The 18,345-nt window shown below is 36.6% G+C and carries 17 protein-coding genes; 2 read left to right on the forward strand and 15 right to left on the reverse strand.

Features of this window, described 5'->3' with window-relative positions; translation table 11 throughout:
- Positions 1-9 precede the first annotated feature (9 nt).
- The 5 genes from hemB to hemA are packed head-to-tail and all read right to left on the reverse strand — an operon-like array spanning position 10 to position 4,903.
- Positions 10-996: a porphobilinogen synthase gene (hemB, locus tag AAIB49_RS14045; RefSeq protein WP_339214478.1), complete on the reverse strand. Its 987-nt coding sequence runs from the start codon at positions 994-996 to the stop codon at positions 10-12.
- Between the two features lie 18 nt (positions 997-1,014).
- On the reverse strand, positions 1,015-1,758 hold the full coding sequence (locus AAIB49_RS14050) for a uroporphyrinogen-III synthase (protein ID WP_339214475.1): 744 nt from the start codon (positions 1,756-1,758) through the stop codon (positions 1,015-1,017).
- Positions 1,758-2,687 carry a hydroxymethylbilane synthase gene (hemC, locus tag AAIB49_RS14055; RefSeq protein ID WP_339214474.1) on the reverse strand — a complete coding sequence of 310 codons (930 nt, stop codon included), beginning with the start codon at positions 2,685-2,687 and terminating at the stop codon, positions 1,758-1,760. Before hemC ends, AAIB49_RS14050 begins: the two co-directional genes overlap by 1 nt.
- 14 nt (positions 2,688-2,701) lie before the next feature.
- Positions 2,702-3,520: a cytochrome C assembly family protein gene (locus AAIB49_RS14060; protein WP_339214472.1), complete on the reverse strand. Its 819-nt coding sequence runs from the start codon at positions 3,518-3,520 to the stop codon at positions 2,702-2,704.
- A gap of 12 nt (positions 3,521-3,532) precedes the next feature.
- The gene (hemA, locus tag AAIB49_RS14065) at positions 3,533-4,903 is read right to left on the reverse strand and encodes a glutamyl-tRNA reductase (RefSeq protein ID WP_339214470.1); all 1,371 of its coding nucleotides are present in this window, start codon (positions 4,901-4,903) and stop codon (positions 3,533-3,535) included.
- 229 nt (positions 4,904-5,132) lie between these two features.
- On the opposite strand from hemA, the gene AAIB49_RS14070 reads away from it, so the two are divergent.
- A complete protein-coding gene (locus AAIB49_RS14070) occupies positions 5,133-5,612 on the forward strand; it encodes a LiaI-LiaF-like domain-containing protein (protein ID WP_339214468.1) in 480 nt (159 codons plus the stop codon).
- Between the two features lie 42 nt (positions 5,613-5,654).
- Here AAIB49_RS14070 and AAIB49_RS14075 read toward each other — a convergent pair whose 3' ends face one another.
- From AAIB49_RS14075 to AAIB49_RS14115, 9 genes are all read right to left on the reverse strand, one after another.
- Entirely contained in the window at positions 5,655-6,392 is a 738-nt protein-coding gene (locus AAIB49_RS14075) for an amino acid ABC transporter ATP-binding protein (RefSeq protein ID WP_339214466.1), read from the reverse strand.
- A gap of 14 nt (positions 6,393-6,406) precedes the next feature.
- On the reverse strand, positions 6,407-7,069 hold the full coding sequence (locus AAIB49_RS14080) for an amino acid ABC transporter permease (RefSeq protein WP_339214465.1): 663 nt from the start codon (positions 7,067-7,069) through the stop codon (positions 6,407-6,409).
- Between the two features lie 26 nt (positions 7,070-7,095).
- Positions 7,096-7,923: a transporter substrate-binding domain-containing protein gene (locus AAIB49_RS14085; RefSeq protein WP_339214464.1), complete on the reverse strand. Its 828-nt coding sequence runs from the start codon at positions 7,921-7,923 to the stop codon at positions 7,096-7,098.
- Between the two features lie 401 nt (positions 7,924-8,324).
- Positions 8,325-8,906, reverse strand: a complete 582-nt coding sequence (gene yihA / locus AAIB49_RS14090) for a ribosome biogenesis GTP-binding protein YihA/YsxC (RefSeq protein ID WP_343458378.1) — start codon at positions 8,904-8,906, stop codon at positions 8,325-8,327.
- Positions 8,887-11,223, reverse strand: coding sequence for an endopeptidase La (lon, locus tag AAIB49_RS14095; protein ID WP_339214462.1), 2,337 nt, complete (start codon positions 11,221-11,223; stop codon positions 8,887-8,889). Before lon ends, yihA begins: the two co-directional genes overlap by 20 nt.
- A gap of 252 nt (positions 11,224-11,475) precedes the next feature.
- A complete protein-coding gene (gene clpX, locus AAIB49_RS14100) occupies positions 11,476-12,753 on the reverse strand; it encodes an ATP-dependent protease ATP-binding subunit ClpX (RefSeq protein WP_339214460.1) in 1,278 nt (425 codons plus the stop codon).
- 460 nt (positions 12,754-13,213) lie between these two features.
- Complete coding sequence (gene tig, locus AAIB49_RS14105) at positions 13,214-14,503, reverse strand: trigger factor (RefSeq protein WP_339214458.1); 1,290 nt, start codon at positions 14,501-14,503, stop codon at positions 13,214-13,216.
- Positions 14,504-14,658: 155 nt separating this feature from the next.
- Entirely contained in the window at positions 14,659-15,642 is a 984-nt protein-coding gene (locus AAIB49_RS14110; RefSeq protein ID WP_343458379.1) for a tetratricopeptide repeat protein, read from the reverse strand.
- A gap of 220 nt (positions 15,643-15,862) precedes the next feature.
- Positions 15,863-16,285, reverse strand: a complete 423-nt coding sequence (locus AAIB49_RS14115; RefSeq protein ID WP_343458380.1) for a hypothetical protein — start codon at positions 16,283-16,285, stop codon at positions 15,863-15,865.
- Positions 16,286-16,966: 681 nt separating this feature from the next.
- On the opposite strand from AAIB49_RS14115, the gene AAIB49_RS14120 reads away from it, so the two are divergent.
- Entirely contained in the window at positions 16,967-17,449 is a 483-nt protein-coding gene (locus tag AAIB49_RS14120) for a CBO0543 family protein (RefSeq protein ID WP_339214453.1), read from the forward strand.
- Positions 17,450-17,597: 148 nt separating this feature from the next.
- On the opposite strand, the gene AAIB49_RS14125 is transcribed toward AAIB49_RS14120, so the two are convergent.
- Entirely contained in the window at positions 17,598-18,107 is a 510-nt protein-coding gene (locus tag AAIB49_RS14125) for a type 1 glutamine amidotransferase domain-containing protein (RefSeq protein ID WP_343458381.1), read from the reverse strand.
- Positions 18,108-18,345: the final 238 nt, after the last annotated feature.

The raw sequence follows: 18,345 nt of genomic DNA on the forward strand, positions 1-18,345 counted from the left end.
CCACCCCGTTTAATTTTCTTCCTTCAACCACTTCGCCACATCTTTAGCAAAATAGGTAATAATTAAGTCTGCACCTGCACGTTTCATCGACGTTAATTTTTCCATTACTAAACTCTTTTCATCAATCCAACCATTTAAAGCTGCTGCTTTTACCATGGAATATTCGCCACTTACATTATAAGCAACAACTGGCAAGTTAAAATGATTGCGGACATCACGAACAATATCTAAGTAGGATAGTGCTGGTTTTACAATTAAGAAATCAGCACCCTCTACTACATCCGATTCCGCTTCTCTTAATGCCTCTAGGCGGTTGGCAGGATCCATTTGATAGGTTTTACGGTCTCCAAATTGTGGTGTACTATCTGCTGCATCACGGAAAGGACCATAAAAGGCAGAAGCGTACTTCACTGCATAGGACATAATAGGTATGTTGGTAAATCCTGCTTCATCTAAGGCTTGTCTAATTACTTTGACAAATCCATCCATCATATTAGATGGTGCAATAATGTCAGCACCAGCTTCCGCTTGCGATACCGCAGTTCGGGCAAGTAATTGTAAGGATTCATCATTATCTACATCATGGTCATGAATCACTCCACAATGGCCATGAGATGTGTATTCACATAGACAGGTATCGGCAACTATTAGAATTTCTGGATATGCGCGCTTTATCAATCTTGTTGCCTCTTGGACAATTCCAGTTTCAATAAAAGCACCTGTACCAACTTCATCCTTATCATTTGGAACACCAAATAGAATGATTGATTTAATACCAAGCTCGACAACCTCTTTCACTTCATCTAATAGAAGATCCATGGATACTTGATAGACTCCTGGCATAGAAGGTACTTCATTTTTTACATTACTACCTTCTACAACAAACATTGGATAAATAAAATCTTCTACATGGAGATGGGTTTCTCTAACCATTGCTCTCATCGAATTAGATGACCGTAAACGGCGATGACGTTTAAATTCAGAATTAAAATTCATGTATCTCAATCCTCTCTTTTATTCATTACACATTACTTCGATCATAGACTCAATCGTATAGGTTTCTGGAGTAATAATATTCTTAAGGCCAAGCTGTCTCGCCCTTGCTTCTGTTGTCCTTCCAATACAAACAGTTTTCGTATACTCTGGTAACGTCCTAGTAGAAAACGTTGTAAAAGCTTCGACCGTAGATGGACTAGTAAATGTAATAAAATCAAATGCTACGTTCTCTAGCACCTGTCTTAATTTAGTTTCAACAGCAAAATTATAATTAGTATCATAGACGACCAAGGATTGGTGTAGAACACCAGCCTTCGATAAACCCTTCGCAACAACATCTCTAGATCTATTACCTTGAACTAATAAGACTTGTTTAATTTCCTGATATTTTTCTAAAAACTCTTTTACTAAATTTTCACCATCGTAAATAGACGGGACAAAATCGGGCTTATATCCATAGTTAGCTAGAACTGTTGCCGTTTTTTTTCCTACAACAGCAAATTTCACATTATCCAATGTTAGGTGCGCTTCTTCTAGGATAGAAAAAAAACATTCCACACCATTCACACTCGTGAAAAAAATCCATTCTAACGTATCCATATTCTGCAGTCTTTGAACGACTTCTACTGCGCTTCTACTGGTAATCTTTAATAAAGGTACCTCATATACGTTAGCCCCATTATCAAGGAGTTGATTGGTAAATTTTTTTGCCAAACTCGCTTCCCTTGTAACCAATACGTTCTTCCCTGCTAATGGAAGCATTACTGATCTAACTCCTCTTTTACTCGTTCAATAATATCTTTTGCTCCTAGTTGTAACAACTTCTCTGCCGCTTCTTTTCCAACCTGTACCGGGTCTGTACCTCGTACGACTTCTTTAAGAATGGTTTTACCATCTGGTGTACCAACAAGGGCGTTTAGGACGACATCTTCATTTTCTAAATGAGCGAATCCACCGATTGGAATTTGGCAGCCACCTTCTAATAAATTCAAATAAGTCCTTTCAGCAGTCACGGTTTTAACGGTATATGCATCATTTATTTTTGCTAGTATATCATTTAATTCTTGGTCATCTTCACGGCTTTCAATAGCAAGTGCCCCTTGACCTACCGCAGGCACACAAACGTCTGGTTCTAAGTACTCTGTAATCAGATCCTCATTTAAGCCGACACGCTTTAATCCGGAGACAGCTAAGATAATGGCATCGTAGTCTTCTTCTTGTAATTTACGAATTCTCGTTTCTATATTTCCACGAATCCATTTAATTTCAAGATCCGGTCTTTCAGCAAGTATTTGCGCAGCACGGCGAAGACTACTCGTACCAACTACTGCTCCTTCTGGTAACTCTCTTAATGGAACTTGATTTTTCGATATAAGGGCATCCCGGTGATCTTCCCTAACTGGAATAGCGGAGATAATTAAGCCTTCTGGTAAGGAAGCAGGCATATCTTTCATGCTATGAACTGCAAAATCAATTTCCTTATCATATAGCGCTTTTTCAATTTCCTTGACGAATAATCCTTTACCACCAACTTTAGACAGTGTGACATCCAGGATTTTATCTCCTTTTGTTACAATCTTTTTAACCTCAAACTCGTTCTCCACTCCTGCCTTTTTCAGCTCATTAATCACCCAATTCGTCTGAGTTAGGGCAAGGTTGCTCTGTCTTGATCCAACGATTATTTTACGCATAGTAATCCTCCTAGTTAAATGTGAAAATTTGAGAGCCTAGTAAATAAAAAGAAGTTAATAATCAATATTAAGAATGCAAAAGCATTGTAGGTAGCAAGAGATTTTCCTGCCATTCGCCGTACAACTCGTAGTAGTAAATACGTGATATAGATACCCAAAACCAGTATCGACCCTATTGTTTTTAAATCAAACCAATAAAATTCAACATCCTCGGTATATGCCCACGCAAATCCTAAAATAATTCCAATTAATAATAATGGGACACCAATGGTGATCGTACGAAACGTATAACGCTCTAATCGGTTTAAGTCCCCTAATTTCCATACCCATTTTATCGCTTTCTTTTCTTTTAAGAAATGATATTGCACAATATACATAAGAGAGAATATAAACGAAATGGTAAAGAAACCGTATGAAATAATTGCCAAGGAAATATGTGCAATTAATATTTCATCAACAAGCTGTATCCCACTCTCTGTCACCTGGTTTTTCGCGACAAGCGATATATGCATCAGTAAGACAAAAAATCCAAATAAATTAATAAAAAACACCATGAAATACGTTTTAAATAAGCGATTCATTAGTACAGAAAAGGTTACTAATACCCATGCGTAAAAATATAAGCTATCGGTTAACGTTGCAATAGGAAAACGATTCTCTATTATAACAGTAGATAATAAAAAAACGGTTTGAAAGAGCCAAACCATACAAAGTAACCAGAAGGCAGATACATTTGCCTTCCGGTTTTGCTGTACAAAATCAATAAAATAACATATCAGACTTAATGCATAAACACATAGTATTCCCTCATAGATCCAACGTACCTCTACCATACGACAAACCCTTTACTGCGTTACTTCCGCAAATTTACTCGCTAATGGAATCTCTTTCTTTAATGATTGAAGTAATTCATCATTTTTTACTGCTTGTTTGGCGAACTCTTCTTTCACTTCTTCTTCAATACCAAAGATATCAACAAATAGCTGTAACGCCTCACTTGCATTATCTGATCCTGCTAGTTCTTTTGCTTGTGTAATCGGATCCTTAAGTAATTGATTAATAATACTTTTCGTATGCTTACTTAAAACCTTCTTCTCTCGGTCCGTTAAGTCAGGCATCTTTCGCTCAATACTTTTCATTGTTTCTGCTTGAATGGTGAGTGCTTTTTTCCTTAATGCAGAAATTACTGGAACAACACCTAATGTTTTCATCCATTCTTTAAAGGTAATGATTTCTTTCTCTAGCTGTAATTCAATTTGCTCTGCAGCTTTCTTACGTGTTTCTAGATTCTCATCCACGATATGTTGTAGATCATCAATATCATATAAAAATACATTATCTAATTTTCCTAATTCAGGATCCAAATCTCTAGGAACAGCAATATCTACTAAAAATAAAGGTCGTCCTTTACGTTTCTTTTGAATTGGTTCCATCATGTCATGCGTCATGACAAACGAATCTGATCCAGTAGAACTGATTAATATATCGGTATTTTCTAAGACTGCACTTAATTTATCCAGCTGTTCTGCTTGTGCATGAAACTGTTCTGCTAGCATATTTGCCTTTTCCAAAGTTCGGTTTACTACCGTTATTTTCGTAGCACCAGATCCTTGTAAGTTTTTAGCAGCAAGTTCGCCCATCTCTCCAGCACCAACAATTACGACATGTTTGTCTTGCAGCGTTCCAAAAATTTTCTTGGCTAATTCGACAGCAGCATAGCTAACCGAGACGGCATTTTCACCGATGGCCGTTTCTTTTTGAGCTCGTTTAGCAAAGGTAATGGCCTGCTTAAATAACTCGTTAAAAATGGTTCCTGTAGCTTTTACTTCTTGTGAAGATAGGAATGCCTGTTTAACTTGTCCAAGTATTTGCGTTTCCCCAAGCACCATAGAATCAAGTCCTGATGAAACTCTAAATAAATGCTCTAAAGCCCCATCATCCTCTGTTATTCTTAAAAAAGAGGAAAGCTCTTCTTTATCAACATGAAACCATTCAGCTAGAAACTGCTTTATATAATAACGCCCTGTATGTAGTTGATCTACTACAGCATAGATCTCTGTACGATTACAGGTTGATAAGATAACATTTTCTAATATACTTTTTCTTGTTTTTAATTCTTGCATAGCATCCTGAAGAGAGTTTTCTGAGAAAGTTAGTTTTTCTCTAATTTCGACAGGGGCTGTTTTATAATTTAAACCAACTTTTAAAATATGCACCGTATCTCTCCTCCGAAAATATAGCGGTTCAAATTCAACCTAGATTTCCATACTGTAACTAGTATATCACAGTACAAACGTTTCGTTTTTTGGTTTTGTGAACAGATTATGAAAGTATGTTTTACAGATATATGCTATCATAAAGATAAACTCAGATGTACTCTAACACACCATACTATAAGAATCAAGAAATCAACTTACAGTATATAAATGCGTGAAAGGTGAGGAAATGAAAAATAAAAATACCCTTACAGCCTACTTACTAATTGGCATTGGTTTATATTTTTTATTTAGAGAATTAAAGTTGCCTATTTTTACTGACTTTTATTCTTGGCCGACTATACTAATTATTATTGGCCTTGCGATGCTAATCTATAGCTTCAAAGTAAAGGATTACAATTCACTATTTAGCGGAACGCTCTTATTAGGATTCGGAATACATTTCCATGGAATTAGACATTATAGCTTCTGGATTGACCATTGGGCCATGTACCCTCTCATTATAGGTATCGCCTTTTTGATTCGTTATATCAAAACAAAAAAAGGCTTACTACCGGGCCTTATTCTTACTTTACTATCTGGTGTTTTCATCTTTTCGGTTAATATTCCACCATGGTTTAATTGGATACATGATGTAGTGAATTTCGCACAAGTTTATTGGCCGATCGTGTTAGTTGTAATCGGGATATACTTACTAATGAAAAAATAAAAAGGGTTTTCTTAGGTCTTTTCCTAAGAGAACCCTTTATTGTTATATAGTTGAACTTAAGAATGCTCTCGTTCGTTCTTCCTTTGGTTGTTCAAAAATTTCATCTGGTTTTCCGTATTCTACAATTTTTCCATCATGCATATACACGACCCAGTCCGCTACTTCTCTAGCAAAGCCCATTTCGTGTGTGACAACTACCATGGTCATTCCTTCATCCGCTAGCTCCTTCATCGTTGTGAGAACTTCACCCACTAACTCAGGGTCTAATGCAGAGGTTGGTTCATCAAATAACATCACATCTGGTTTCATTGCAAGGGATCGAGCAATTGCCACACGCTGTTTCTGTCCACCTGATAATGTTGAAGGATAGACATCATACTTATCACCAAGTCCTACTTTATCAAGCAATACTTTTGCCTCTTCTATTGCTGTTTTCCTAGGAAGTTTTTTAACTAATACTGGGGCCTCGATGATGTTTTCTAATACCGTTTTATGTGGAAAGAGATTAAAATGCTGAAAAACCATCCCTACCCGTTGACGAATATGATTTAAGTCATGCGAATCTTTTTCAATCTGAACCCCTTCCACTAATATCTTGCCGTCATCCTTTAACTCAAGAAAATTGATGCAACGTAACAATGTGCTTTTACCGGAGCCACTGGCACCAATTAATACGACAACATCACTTTCTTCTACCGTAAGATCAACATCTTTCAATACATGTAAATCACCAAATGATTTATTTAATCGTTCCACCCGAACCATTTCTCTCCTAGCCATTTCGTTTACCTCCCTTAATCACTTTTTGCTAATTTCTTTTCTACCCTATTTACTACAGCCGTTAGGATAAACACAATAAATAGATAATAGACGGCAGCAATGGAATAGAATGTTAGGAAATCAAAAGAGTTTGATCCTAAGGAACTGGAAACTCCAAATAGCTCCTGTGCTCCTATAAAGGAAACTAATGACGAATCTTTTATTCCAATGATAAATTGATTACCAAGGGAAGGAATCGCTCGACGAAATGCTTGTGGTAGAATGATTCTTCTCATTGTTTGTAGCTTGGTCATCCCTAAGGAACGCCCTGCTTCCATTTGACCTTTATCAATCGACTGAATCGTTCCGCGAATAATCTCAGCAATATATGCACCACTATGGATGGCTAGCCCTATAGCACCCGCCCAAAATGCATTAATTAAGATGAGTTCTGTAATGCCATAATATAGAACGAAAATCTGAACGATTAATGGCGTACCTCTTATCACCCAAATATACGCATCTGCAATCCATTGAAGTGGTCTAATGTTGGAGATTTTAAGAATGGCAAAAAATAACCCGATTACAAAAGCAATTACTAACGATGCGATGGATAAATAGATGGTTATCTTCAGCCCTTGAAGAAATAAAGGATAGCTATCAATAAATACTTGTAGAAAATGAGACAAGTGTTCCAACTCCTTATCATTTTACTCGATGGGAATTACTCTAACTCTTCTGGTTCTTGCGTAATGTCAACACCGACCCATTCTTCGGCTAAATTAGCCAGCTCTCCACTATCCTTTAATTCTTGAAGTGCATCATTAATAGCTTCTAACAAAGCATCATTATCCTTGTTCACAGCAACAGCTTGCTCACTGACACCTAATTGCCCACGGTTTTCAATTTCTAAACCATTCTGAATTGCAGATTGTCCTGTGATTTCATCCGTTATAACAGCATCATGATGCCCGGATGCTAATGATTGTAATGCCACTACATCACTGTCTACTTGTGGAATATTATCTGTATACTCCTGCGCTATTTCTACATAGGTTGAGCCCCTAGATACAGATATTTCCTTGCCGTTTAGGTCTGTAGCTGTTTGTATGTCACTATCTGGCCTTGTATAAATAACTGGACCGGAATAATAATACGGTATGGAGAAGTTAACTTTTTCCAGTCGTTCTTCTGTAATGGTATGACTCGCAACCGCAATATCGTAACGTCCTTCATTCACTCCTGTAACGATTCCGGAAAACTTAGCCTTTTGGGCTACTGGTTCTAGACCAAGTTTTTCAGCAATCGCTTCTGCTACGGCAATATCATAACCAACCATTTCAGCACCTTCCATATAACTAAACGGCTTGAACTCACCTGAAGCAGCAAAAATTAGCTTACCTTCCTCTAATAATCCATATTCTGAACTTCGGTTTTGATCTTCATGATGTGCTTGATTGTCTGATGATTCATTAGGGCTCTCCTCTGTCCCACATGCAGCTAGTACAACTAATAAAAACGCGAAAAAAAGTGTAATTTTCAGTTTTCTCATAGTATAACGATTTTCTCCCTCTCTTGTTATTTTGAAATGATTCACTCACTTCCCACTTCAAAAGTATAACAAGATACAAATTGAACATCGAATTGGAAATAATCAGATTAATTTTGATATAAGATGCACTAACCTCATTATAGGCATATATGTACTCATCTCTTACAATTGCTTCATAATACTGTCTTGCAGTAGGAATTCATCAAAATGTCCAATATTTTGCAGGCTACTGTGAGGGAAAAGATGGATGCAATTGGTTGGTAAACTTCACACGCTTGCCCCTTGCATCTTAAAAAGAGCTAGACACAAAAGTAATTTTCACAAAAAAACCGAATGATGAGCACGGCATCTGCATGTGTATCATTCGGTTTTCCATCTATTTTCTTTTTATTACATTTACACTATAAATACTTCTTCAAAATTCCCCAAGCTTCATCCTTACCTTCACCAGTTTCCGCTGAGAAAGGTAACACGAGATCACCTTTGTCCATTTGTAGCGTATTAATGGTTCGTTTAATATGTTGTGCTCGTTTCCCTTTTGGAATTTTATCTAATTTCGTCGCAACAACCACTACAGGAAGATCAAAATGCTTTAAGAATTCATACATTTGGATATCGTCACGAGTTGGTTCATGGCGAATATCGGTTATTAGTAATACAGCCTTTAATGTCTCACGAGTCTGGAAATATTCTTCCATCATGACTCCCCATTTTTCACGTTCCGTTTTGGAAACCTTCGCATATCCGTATCCAGGAACATCGACAAAATAAAAGGCGTCATTGATACGATAGAAGTTCAATGTTTGTGTTTTACCTGGCTTTGATGATGTTCGCGCTAGGTTCTTGCGGTTGATTAACTTATTAATAAACGATGATTTCCCAACATTCGATCGGCCTGCTAGAGCAATTTCAGGTAGTTGATCATTTGGATATTGTTTCTTACTAACGGCACTAATTACAATTTCAGCGTTTGTTACTTTCATTTTTCTCCTCCACTAGGGCATGCTTTAATACTTGGTCCAGATGATTTACTGGGATAAAGGTTAATTCTTTCCTTACACTTTCTGGAATATCATCTAAATCCTTTTTATTATCTTCTGGGAAGATAATTGTCGTGATACCCGCCCGATGGGCACTCAACGTCTTCTCTTTCAGTCCACCAATCGGAAGCACACGTCCTCTTAATGTAATTTCCCCTGTCATGGCTACTTCTTTTTTCACGGCACGGTTCGATAGAGCTGACACGAGCGCCGTTGCCATTGTTATTCCTGCAGAAGGACCGTCCTTAGGTGTGGCACCTTCAGGAACATGAATGTGAATATCATACTTTTCATGAAAATCTTGTTCGATGCCAAGCTCCTCTGCTCTAGAGCGGATATAGCTAAATGCAGCTTGAGCCGATTCACGCATGACATCACCAAGCTTACCTGTCAGCGTTAATTTACCTTTTCCAGGATAATGTGATACTTCGATAGATAATGTATCACCACCAACCGTAGTATACGCAAGTCCGGTTGCTGCTCCAATCTGGTTTTCTTTTTCCATTTGACCATATCGGAAAATCGGTTTGCCGAGCAACTCCTCTAAACTCTTTTCTGTTACAACCACTCGTTTTTTCTCGTTCGATACAATAAGTTTTGCTGCTTTACGGCATACTTTAGCAATCTGTCGCTCCAGTGTACGTACACCAGCTTCTCTAGTATATAGACGAATTAATTTGAGCAATGCTTCATCTCTAACTTGGAGATTGCCTTTTTTCAAGCCATTCTCTTTCAATTGTTTAGGGAAAAGATGCTCTTTGGCAATATAAAGCTTCTCCATCTCTGTATAACCGGAAAGTGATATGAGCTCCATACGGTCTAATAATGGTCCAGGAATGTTATTAACATAGTTAGCTGTAGCAATAAATAATACATTCGATAAATCGTATGTCTCTTCAATATAATGATCACTAAAGCTACTGTTCTGCTCTGGATCTAATACTTCAAGCATAGCAGAGGAAGGATCTCCTCTAAAGTCATTAGACATTTTATCAATTTCATCTAATAAAAATACTGGGTTAATGGTCTTTGCTTTGCGCATTCCTTGGATGATTCGCCCAGGCATCGCACCAATGTATGTTCTTCTATGTCCTCTGATTTCCGCTTCATCTCGAACTCCACCTAGAGAAATTCGCACAAAGTTGCGATTTACCGATTTGGCGATGGACTTTGCTAAAGATGTTTTACCAACACCCGGTGGCCCAACAAGACAAAGAATAGGCCCTTTTATAGAATTAGTTAACTTTTGAACTGCCAAGTATTCTAATATCCGTTCTTTAACTTTATCAAGACCGTAATGATCTTTATCCAATATTTCTTGTGCACGTGGAATCTCAATTGTATCTTGAGACTTTTCCGTCCATGGCAATGCTAACAGCCACTCTAAATAGTTTCGAATCACAGAACTCTCTCCAGATGACTGTGGAACCTTTTCATAACGCCCTAATTCTTTTAAAGCAACCTCCATGATTCGTTCAGGCATATTGGATTTCTCGATTTTTTCCCGTAAATCACTTACCTCACCAGATTTACCATCCTTATCACCGAGCTCTTGTTGAATTGCCTTTAGTTGTTCACGAAGATAGTATTCCTTTTGTGTTTTCTCCATGGAGGATTTTACACGCTGCCCAATTTTTTTCTCCAGATCTAATACTTTCTTTTCGTTAGAAATTAAATTGATTAGATGCTGTAATCGTTCTTTCGTGTTAACCATCTCTAGTAGCTCTTGTTTATCTTTTAATTTCAATGATAAGTGTGAGGTAATAATATCTGCTAATCTTCCTGGCTCTTCTATATCACTAACCGTCGCCAGGGTTTCTTTCGTAATTTTTCTAGAAACTTTTACATATTGCTCAAATTGCTTTTGGATATTTCGCATGAGAGCTTCTTCCTCTATCCAATCACCAGAAACCTCATCTAATTCCTGAACCTCAACTGTAAACTCATTATCCTCATCTATGAATCGAATTATTTCTCCTCGATTTAAGCCCTCAACAAGCACACGAAATGTTCCATTAGGAAGCTTTAACATTTGCTTAATCTTCGCTAGTGTTCCAATACGATATATTTCATTAGGCTTAGGTTCATCGATACTTACTTTCTTTTGAGCAGCTAAGAAGATAATCTGGTCATCTACCATAGCTTTCTCTATTGCAGCAACAGACTTATCTCTACCTACATCAAGATGTAACACCATCGTTGGAAAGACTAATAAACCACGTAACGGGAGGAGGGGAACCTGTTTTGTATCATTATTCATCTTAGTATGTACCTCCAAATAATAAATTGAATTAAATTTTATGTATATTAAAGTTTATAGAAGTGTATTAACTTTGTAAAACAAAAGAGCACGACCGTGACATTATTTAGCTTACCCTCTGCGTGTCTCGGTAATTCTTTCCTTGTCATGAAAATAAAAAAGACTAACTAGGGACTTTCATTCCGCTTCAGATGGTTCATCTGGTTGGGACAAGAATCCTAGTCAGCCTCTTCTTACCTGAATGTTAAAACCTTACGCACTTTCTTTTGGAAGCTCCGTAATTCCTTCAGCTACAGTACCATCTGTGAAATATAGTCTTGGACTACCATTCTCATTGATTACTGTATCTTTCGTAATTACACACTTCGTAATATCTTCTCTTGATGGAAGTTCAAACATCACATCTAACATGATGGTTTCTAGAATAGAACGTAATCCACGAGCACCTGTACTACGTTCGATTGCCTTTTTAGCAATTTCAACTAGTGCATCTTCTTCAAATTCTAGTTCAACATTATCGATTTGGAATAGTTTTTCGTATTGCTTAACAAGTGCGTTCTTAGGCTTTGTTAAAATTTCAATTAATGCTTCCTCATCCAATGGTTCAAGGCTACCGATCACTGGAAGTCTTCCAATGAATTCAGGAATTAGACCATAACGATGTAAATCCTCTGGTAACACTTTAGAAAGGAGTTGGCCTTTATCTAATTCTTCTTGTTTTTCATTAGCGCCGAAACCAATAACTTTCTTACCAAGTCTTCTCTTAATCACTTGTTCAATTCCATCAAATGCTCCACCACAAATAAATAAGATATTCGTAGTATCGATTTGGATAAACTCTTGATGTGGATGCTTACGACCACCTTGTGGGGGCACACTAGCAACGGTTCCTTCTAGTATTTTTAGAAGAGCTTGCTGTACACCTTCCCCAGAAACATCTCTTGTAATAGAAGGATTTTCTGATTTACGAGCAACCTTGTCTATCTCATCAATGTATATGATACCTTTTTCGGCCTTTTCTATATCATAATCCGCAGCTTGGATTAGCTTTAGAAGAATGTTCTCAACATCTTCCCCAACATATCCAGCTTCTGTAAGAGAGGTTGCATCTGCCATCGCAAATGGAACATTAAGAATACGAGCTAAAGTTTGAGCAAGTAATGTTTTACCACTACCAGTAGGACCGATCATTGCAATATTACTTTTTGATAATTCAACATCATCGGTAGACTTTGGTGAATTGATACGTTTGTAGTGGTTATATACTGCTACTGACAAGTTCTTCTTCGCCTGTTTTTGTCCGATTACGTAATCATCTAAGATTTCACAAATCTCTTTAGGCTTTGGAACCTCTTTGAATTCCATTTCCTCTTCCGTACCTAGTTCTTCTTCTACAATTTCAGTACATAATTCAATACATTCATCACATATATAAACACCAGGACCAGCAACTAACTTTCGTACTTGTTCTTGACTCTTACCACAAAATGAACATTTTAGCTGTCCCTTTTCTTCATTAAATTTGAACATTAATTTTTCACCCCTAAAATTTCTGGTCGATAACACAAAACGTTCAGTTATAATAGATATCATATCAGATGGCGTTTTGAAAACAAAATAATATACACTTTGCTCTGTTCTCTAAGTAGTATATACCTTTTATTTTCTCCTTACGATGTTACAGATAACCTATTTTTTTCTGTGTTATTTAGTATATGACACGATACCTAATAAAATTGATACTGATTCTTAGACTGCTTTGTTTCTTATCATACTAAATTACACATAAAATTACTAAAGAAAACCATTCTCGAAAGCAAGAAAAGTACAAGGTACTCCATTTATCGAAGTGTAAAGATGTGGTAAGTTTTACTTGTTGCTTGCTTACGAATCTTGGATCCTTAGAATATACATCCTTTTCTGTTTAAAAAAACAAGGTACGAATTTTCGCACCTTGTTTTTTGTTGTATATTACCAGTCCATTATTATATTATGCAACTGTTTTACTATTATCCACTAAGAAATCAATTGCTTTACGGAATAATAGATCTTCTTTAATTGCCTCTGTGTTACCACCAAGCATTTGTGTTAGTTGCTCTGTGTCTACACCATACATAGAAGCCATGTTTTCTAATTCAGCTTTTATATCCTCTTCTGTTACATCAAGGTTTTCAGCTTTCACAATAGCTTCAAGAGTTAGATTAGTTTTGACACGTTTACCAGCATCTTCACGCATTTGCTCTTTTAAAGCATTCTCGTCTTGACCAGAGAATTGGTAGTAAAGGTCTAATGTCATCCCTTGCATCTGTAGGCGTTGTTCAAATTCACGCATCATACGATCAAGTTCTGTTTCAACCATTACTTCTGGAACTTCTACTTCTGCATTTTCAGAAGCTTTGTTAATTAATTCTTCACGTTTTGCATTTTCAGCAGATTGTTTCTTCTCCGTTTCAAGCTCTTCACGTTTTTTCGCTTTAAGCTCTTCTAGAGTTTCCACTTCATCATCGACATCTTTAGCAAACTCGTCATCTAGCTCTGGAAGTTCTTTTGATTTAACTTCATGAATGGTTACTTTGAAAGTAGCTTCTTTACCAGCTAAATCTTCCGCATGGTAATCCTCTGGGAATGTTACTTGGATTTCAGTTTCCACGCCAACCTCTTTACCAACTAGTTGTTCTTCAAATCCAGGAATAAATTGACCTGAACCAATTTCAAGAGAATGGTTTTCACCTTTTCCGCCATCGAAAGCTTCACCATCTAAGAAACCTTCAAAATCCATTACAACAGTGTCGCCTTCTTCAACAGTACCTTCTTCTTTTACGACTAGTTCAGCATGACGCTCTCTAAGTTGTTGTAATTCGTTATCCACATCTTCATCTGTTACAGTAGTATCTAATTCTTCTACTTCAAGACCTTTATAGTCGCCAAGTTTAACTTCAGGCTTAACTGTTACATCAGCAGTAAAGACTAATGCTTGACCTCTTTCGATTTGTTCAATATCAATGCTCGGTTGATCAATTGGCTCAATACCAGATTCTTCAACAGCTTTCGTATATGCTTCAGGTAATACGATATCCACTGCATCTTGGTATAATGCTTCTACACCAAAGCGCTTTTCAAAAATTGGGCGAGGCATTTTACCTTTACGGAACCCAGGAACTTGAACTGTTTTTACTACTTTCTTGAAGGCTTTATCTAAAGCAGTTTCAAACTCTTCTGCAGAAACTTCAAAAGTTAAAACTCCTTCATTTCCTTCTTTTTTTTCCCATTTTACTGACATATATTTTTCCCTCCAAAAATCTATTATTTCCATTAACTACTTAATTTCATTAATTAGATTCATTTAAGTATTTTTATAAACACTTTTCTAAAATTGCAACCATCTTATTATAACATAATTACTAAGCCTTTCAAGACATAAGCTAAAGTTTTGATTTAATCCTCAATGATAGATAAATATAACTGTTCACTGGTTAATATATCATCTCGATACAACAATATCTTCCCCTTATCTTGCATAGATGGTAGACCTTGTTGATCCATTATTTGATAGCCTATCATCTTCAAGCTCTCCGCCAGTAGTTCTGTGTCGGATTCGGGTGGTAGAATCGGGTATTGAACATAACAATAACGATAGAGCAACTGATGTAAGAACTGATATAAGGTTGGGTTCTCCTGTTCCACTTCATGTAGGTGGGCTAATGTCCCTTTAAAGGTAGGGTGTATTGCTATCTCTGGAACATCATGAGGTTTTACATTAATTTTCACGCCCTGTTTTTCTACATCAACTTGTTTTGTAACATGTTGTTCTTGTAGCCAACAGAAGATAGCGGTTTTCACCACTGGATGTACCTCATTTTGTCCTAATAATTGGATTACCCTATTATCTAGCTCCGCTTCCATCGAACGTAGCCTTATTATGGTTTGCCACTGTTTTTCATAGTTCGAAAGGGAAACAGCTTCCAGTAGCTCTTCGATAAATATCGTTGACTGCTTTTCTACTATATCTGACTCCATTTTTTCACTCAGGTTATATAGCTCTATAAACTGCTCTCGTAACATTGCAGGTAGATTTTCCGAAGCTAACTCCACTTCGATCAAATCCATTAATACATCATATTTATTCGTTTGGAACAATATCGTTAAATAAATATGTACATAGTGGAAATAGTGTTCATCTTGTTTATTCTCAATCATGCTTTCGCACAATTCTTCAGCCTCTTGATAGCGACCTAACTCCATTAAGCACATTAATTTGCCAATTATCACTTCATGATCATGTATATGATATTGAAGCAACTCATTCAATTTCGTTAAGGCATCATGATACCGTTTCTCTTGTAATGCTTGGAATCCCTCTTCCTTTAAGGTCATTCCCCATTTCGGAAAGAGAATGATATTTTCGTCTTCATGATTCATAGCCTTCCTCCCTTAATACACTATTTTAAACCAATCGAATAAGAAGAATACGTGGCAGTAAACATGGTGCGCTTCTTCCCTCTTTACCTAATACATGTAAAAAAAAGAAACCTTCTAAGGTCTCCAGTAAGTTTATTTTCAAATATCATGTTATATAATTGCATAATCCTAAAGGAAAAGCAATTTTATCGAAGGGGAGAATGTTATACTATACCAAAACCTAATGATATAGTTCCTTATATGCTATTACTTTTAATGCCATTATCTCTTTATCCGTTAATTTCTGTTCCATTTCTTGGATAAGTTCATCCTTCGTAATAAGGCCCTGTTCTGCTTTCGTTTGAATATCTTGTAGTCCCGATATACCCACTCTTTGCACTAAAAGCCTGACAGCTTCTTCCTTCGTTGTAAATGGCAATGTACTTTCATCAACAGATTGAGCATCTTGTAGAAAAGCTCGTAATTCCGGATCACTTTCTATTGCCCTTTTTATCTTATCCAATTCACCGCTATTCTCTAATTGTGAAGTTAAAGCTTCCATCAATTTATCTGATGCTAGATTAATGCCAACATAATAGACACCATATCCTAGACCGATAAGGACCAACACGGTAATAAACAAGTACTTCAAAAACTTTCGCATCCCCTAGCCTCCCTTTCCTTATCATACACGCATATTCTAATTTGATGCTAGCGTATCCGATTTATGACTACTTTTCACCACGTTATATACATTCATTTCCTTGCTTTAAGTAAAGTGAAACAAAGGGAAAAGAAGTTTCAACTTATTTGTCCATTATACTAAAATTCATCTACAAATAGAAAAAAAGCTACTTTTTACTAAACGAGCCGTTGATACGTAATGAATCTCCGGAGCAGAGTAGGTATGTAAAAGTGGTTTGTACCTTAAGAATTTGAGTTAAGGCTCATTAGACCATTAATGACAAATAATGCAAATTCCCAGGTTGGATTGCGATAGTAGTACAGATTAACTTCTTGCTTTCTCGCCGTGTGTAATATTATCGGTCAATTCCATTTATCATGGTGTATTACGAAATGAGAAAATTGATATGCTTGCTGCGAATTTCATGTTTATTATTGAAGGATTAGGCATCTTTTTTCTTGTCGTAGGCATAATAGAGGAGCATATATCTATACAATTCTCACTTTTAGAATCTACGCTCCCGCTAAGAGGATAACGATTAATGAATAATCAATTTTAAAGAGAATTAGGTGATATTACTCTACCCTACTACTATTTTCTGACTAAAAAGTACATAAAACTAAAAAATCTAGTCACCCTAAAGTAGAGGTGACTTTATTAATGAAAAAGAAACTGGATAGAAACATTGAATTATCCGCATGGGGTATTACTGCTATATTACTACTTATTTTTGTTCCTAAAAAAAGAATCCGTGAAGCACAAATAGCATTCTTATTTAAGCATATAATTACTTGGCTTTTCGGTTTACTAGTTGTAGAGAAAAAGCTCATCATATACCCTAAGCGTCTATTTTTTTCAAAGGCCATTAAATCTAGCTTTACATTTGAATACTTTGTCTACCCTGCCCTATGCGCTTTATTTAATTTGTATTATCCAGAAAAACGCCCTGCTTATATTAAGATGCTTTATTATTTCTTCCACACCTCTGTCATAGCAGGTTTTGAATTATTTGCTGTTAAGTATACGAATCTGATTAAGTACAAGAAGTGGACGTGGTACTGGAGTTTTATAACCGTCTGGTTAACGTACTATGTATCACATCTTTATCATAAATGGTTTTATCGTAATAAAGAAAGTGAATAAGGCCGATACTGGTACGAAGAATACCCTATATCATAAAAAAAGAGTCAGCCCCCTTACGAGTAAGAGGTTTGACTCGATTTCTAGGCAAAACAATCAGGGACGGACACTTATTAAACTAAGTTGTCCGTCCCCTATATTTATGACTATATTAAGCTAATTTTGCTAATATCTCACGAATAAATGCAGGTTCATCTGCAGGTGTACGTGATGTTACTAGGTTTTCACTAACTACGACTTCCTTATCGTGATAGTTAGCGCCTGCTAACTTCACATCATCGCGAATTCCGATGTAGCTTGTTGCTTCTTTTCCTTTAAGGATATCCGCACTAATCATAACTTGTGGACCATGACAAATCCCAGCAATTAACTTACCTGCTTCGTTAACTTCTTTTACAAAACGAACCACATCATCATTAACACGTAATGCTTCTGGTGCTCCACCACCCGGGATCACAACCGCATCAAAATCCGCAGCCTTTACTTCAGATGCGCCAAGATCTGCTGTGTATGAAACGGTACCTTTCTTGCCGTTACATTCGACACCTTTTTCTAACCCAACAATTACTGCCTCATGTCCAGATTCTTTTACTGCCTCATATGGATTTTTCATTTCTGAGTCTTCAAATCCATTTGCTAGAAGAAAAGCTACTTTTGCCATTATTAATTCCTCCCGTATAAAGTTATGGTCATCTATATTGTATGGGAATACCATAGAAAGAAGCAAAAGATGTGCTTCATAAGGTAGAGAACTCCAGTGCAATAGATAGTTGTTAGAGTAAAATGTTTATGGGAGAACATATACCTCATCTTTGGTGTTGAAGTCTTACGACTTCAACACCAAAGATGAGGCCAGCAAGCGGAGCGCGGTAGTAGTATAGAGGCATTTTCAATGAAAA

It is taken from the genome of Ornithinibacillus proteolyticus (assembly GCF_039581225.1).
Lineage (GTDB): Bacteria > Bacillota > Bacilli > Bacillales > Amphibacillaceae > Ornithinibacillus > Ornithinibacillus massiliensis.

What these genes read in the sequence shown, in the direction of transcription:
- AAIB49_RS14115 (WP_343458380.1), bottom strand. Translation starts at nt 16,285, where the DNA reads ATGCGAAAGTTTTTGAAGTACTTGTTTATTACCGTGTTGGTCCTTATC.
- hemB (WP_339214478.1), bottom strand. Translation starts at nt 996, where the DNA reads ATGAATTTTAATTCTGAATTTAAACGTCATCGCCGTTTACGGTCATCT.
- AAIB49_RS14110 (WP_343458379.1), bottom strand. Translation starts at nt 15,642, where the DNA reads ATGAATCATGAAGACGAAAATATCATTCTCTTTCCGAAATGGGGAATG.
- tig (WP_339214458.1), bottom strand. Translation starts at nt 14,503, where the DNA reads ATGTCAGTAAAATGGGAAAAAAAAGAAGGAAATGAAGGAGTTTTAACT.
- AAIB49_RS14085 (WP_339214464.1), bottom strand. Translation starts at nt 7,923, where the DNA reads ATGAGAAAACTGAAAATTACACTTTTTTTCGCGTTTTTATTAGTTGTA.
- yihA (WP_343458378.1), bottom strand. Translation starts at nt 8,906, where the DNA reads ATGAAAGTAACAAACGCTGAAATTGTAATTAGTGCCGTTAGTAAGAAA.
- hemC (WP_339214474.1), bottom strand. Translation starts at nt 2,687, where the DNA reads ATGCGTAAAATAATCGTTGGATCAAGACAGAGCAACCTTGCCCTAACT.
- AAIB49_RS14050 (WP_339214475.1), bottom strand. Translation starts at nt 1,758, where the DNA reads ATGCTTCCATTAGCAGGGAAGAACGTATTGGTTACAAGGGAAGCGAGT.
- AAIB49_RS14060 (WP_339214472.1), bottom strand. Translation starts at nt 3,520, where the DNA reads ATGGTAGAGGTACGTTGGATCTATGAGGGAATACTATGTGTTTATGCA.
- AAIB49_RS14075 (WP_339214466.1), bottom strand. Translation starts at nt 6,392, where the DNA reads ATGGCTAGGAGAGAAATGGTTCGGGTGGAACGATTAAATAAATCATTT.
- AAIB49_RS14120 (WP_339214453.1), top strand. Translation starts at nt 16,967, where the DNA reads ATGAAAAAGAAACTGGATAGAAACATTGAATTATCCGCATGGGGTATT.
- lon (WP_339214462.1), bottom strand. Translation starts at nt 11,223, where the DNA reads ATGAATAATGATACAAAACAGGTTCCCCTCCTCCCGTTACGTGGTTTA.
- clpX (WP_339214460.1), bottom strand. Translation starts at nt 12,753, where the DNA reads ATGTTCAAATTTAATGAAGAAAAGGGACAGCTAAAATGTTCATTTTGT.
- AAIB49_RS14070 (WP_339214468.1), top strand. Translation starts at nt 5,133, where the DNA reads ATGAAAAATAAAAATACCCTTACAGCCTACTTACTAATTGGCATTGGT.
- AAIB49_RS14125 (WP_343458381.1), bottom strand. Translation starts at nt 18,107, where the DNA reads ATGGCAAAAGTAGCTTTTCTTCTAGCAAATGGATTTGAAGACTCAGAA.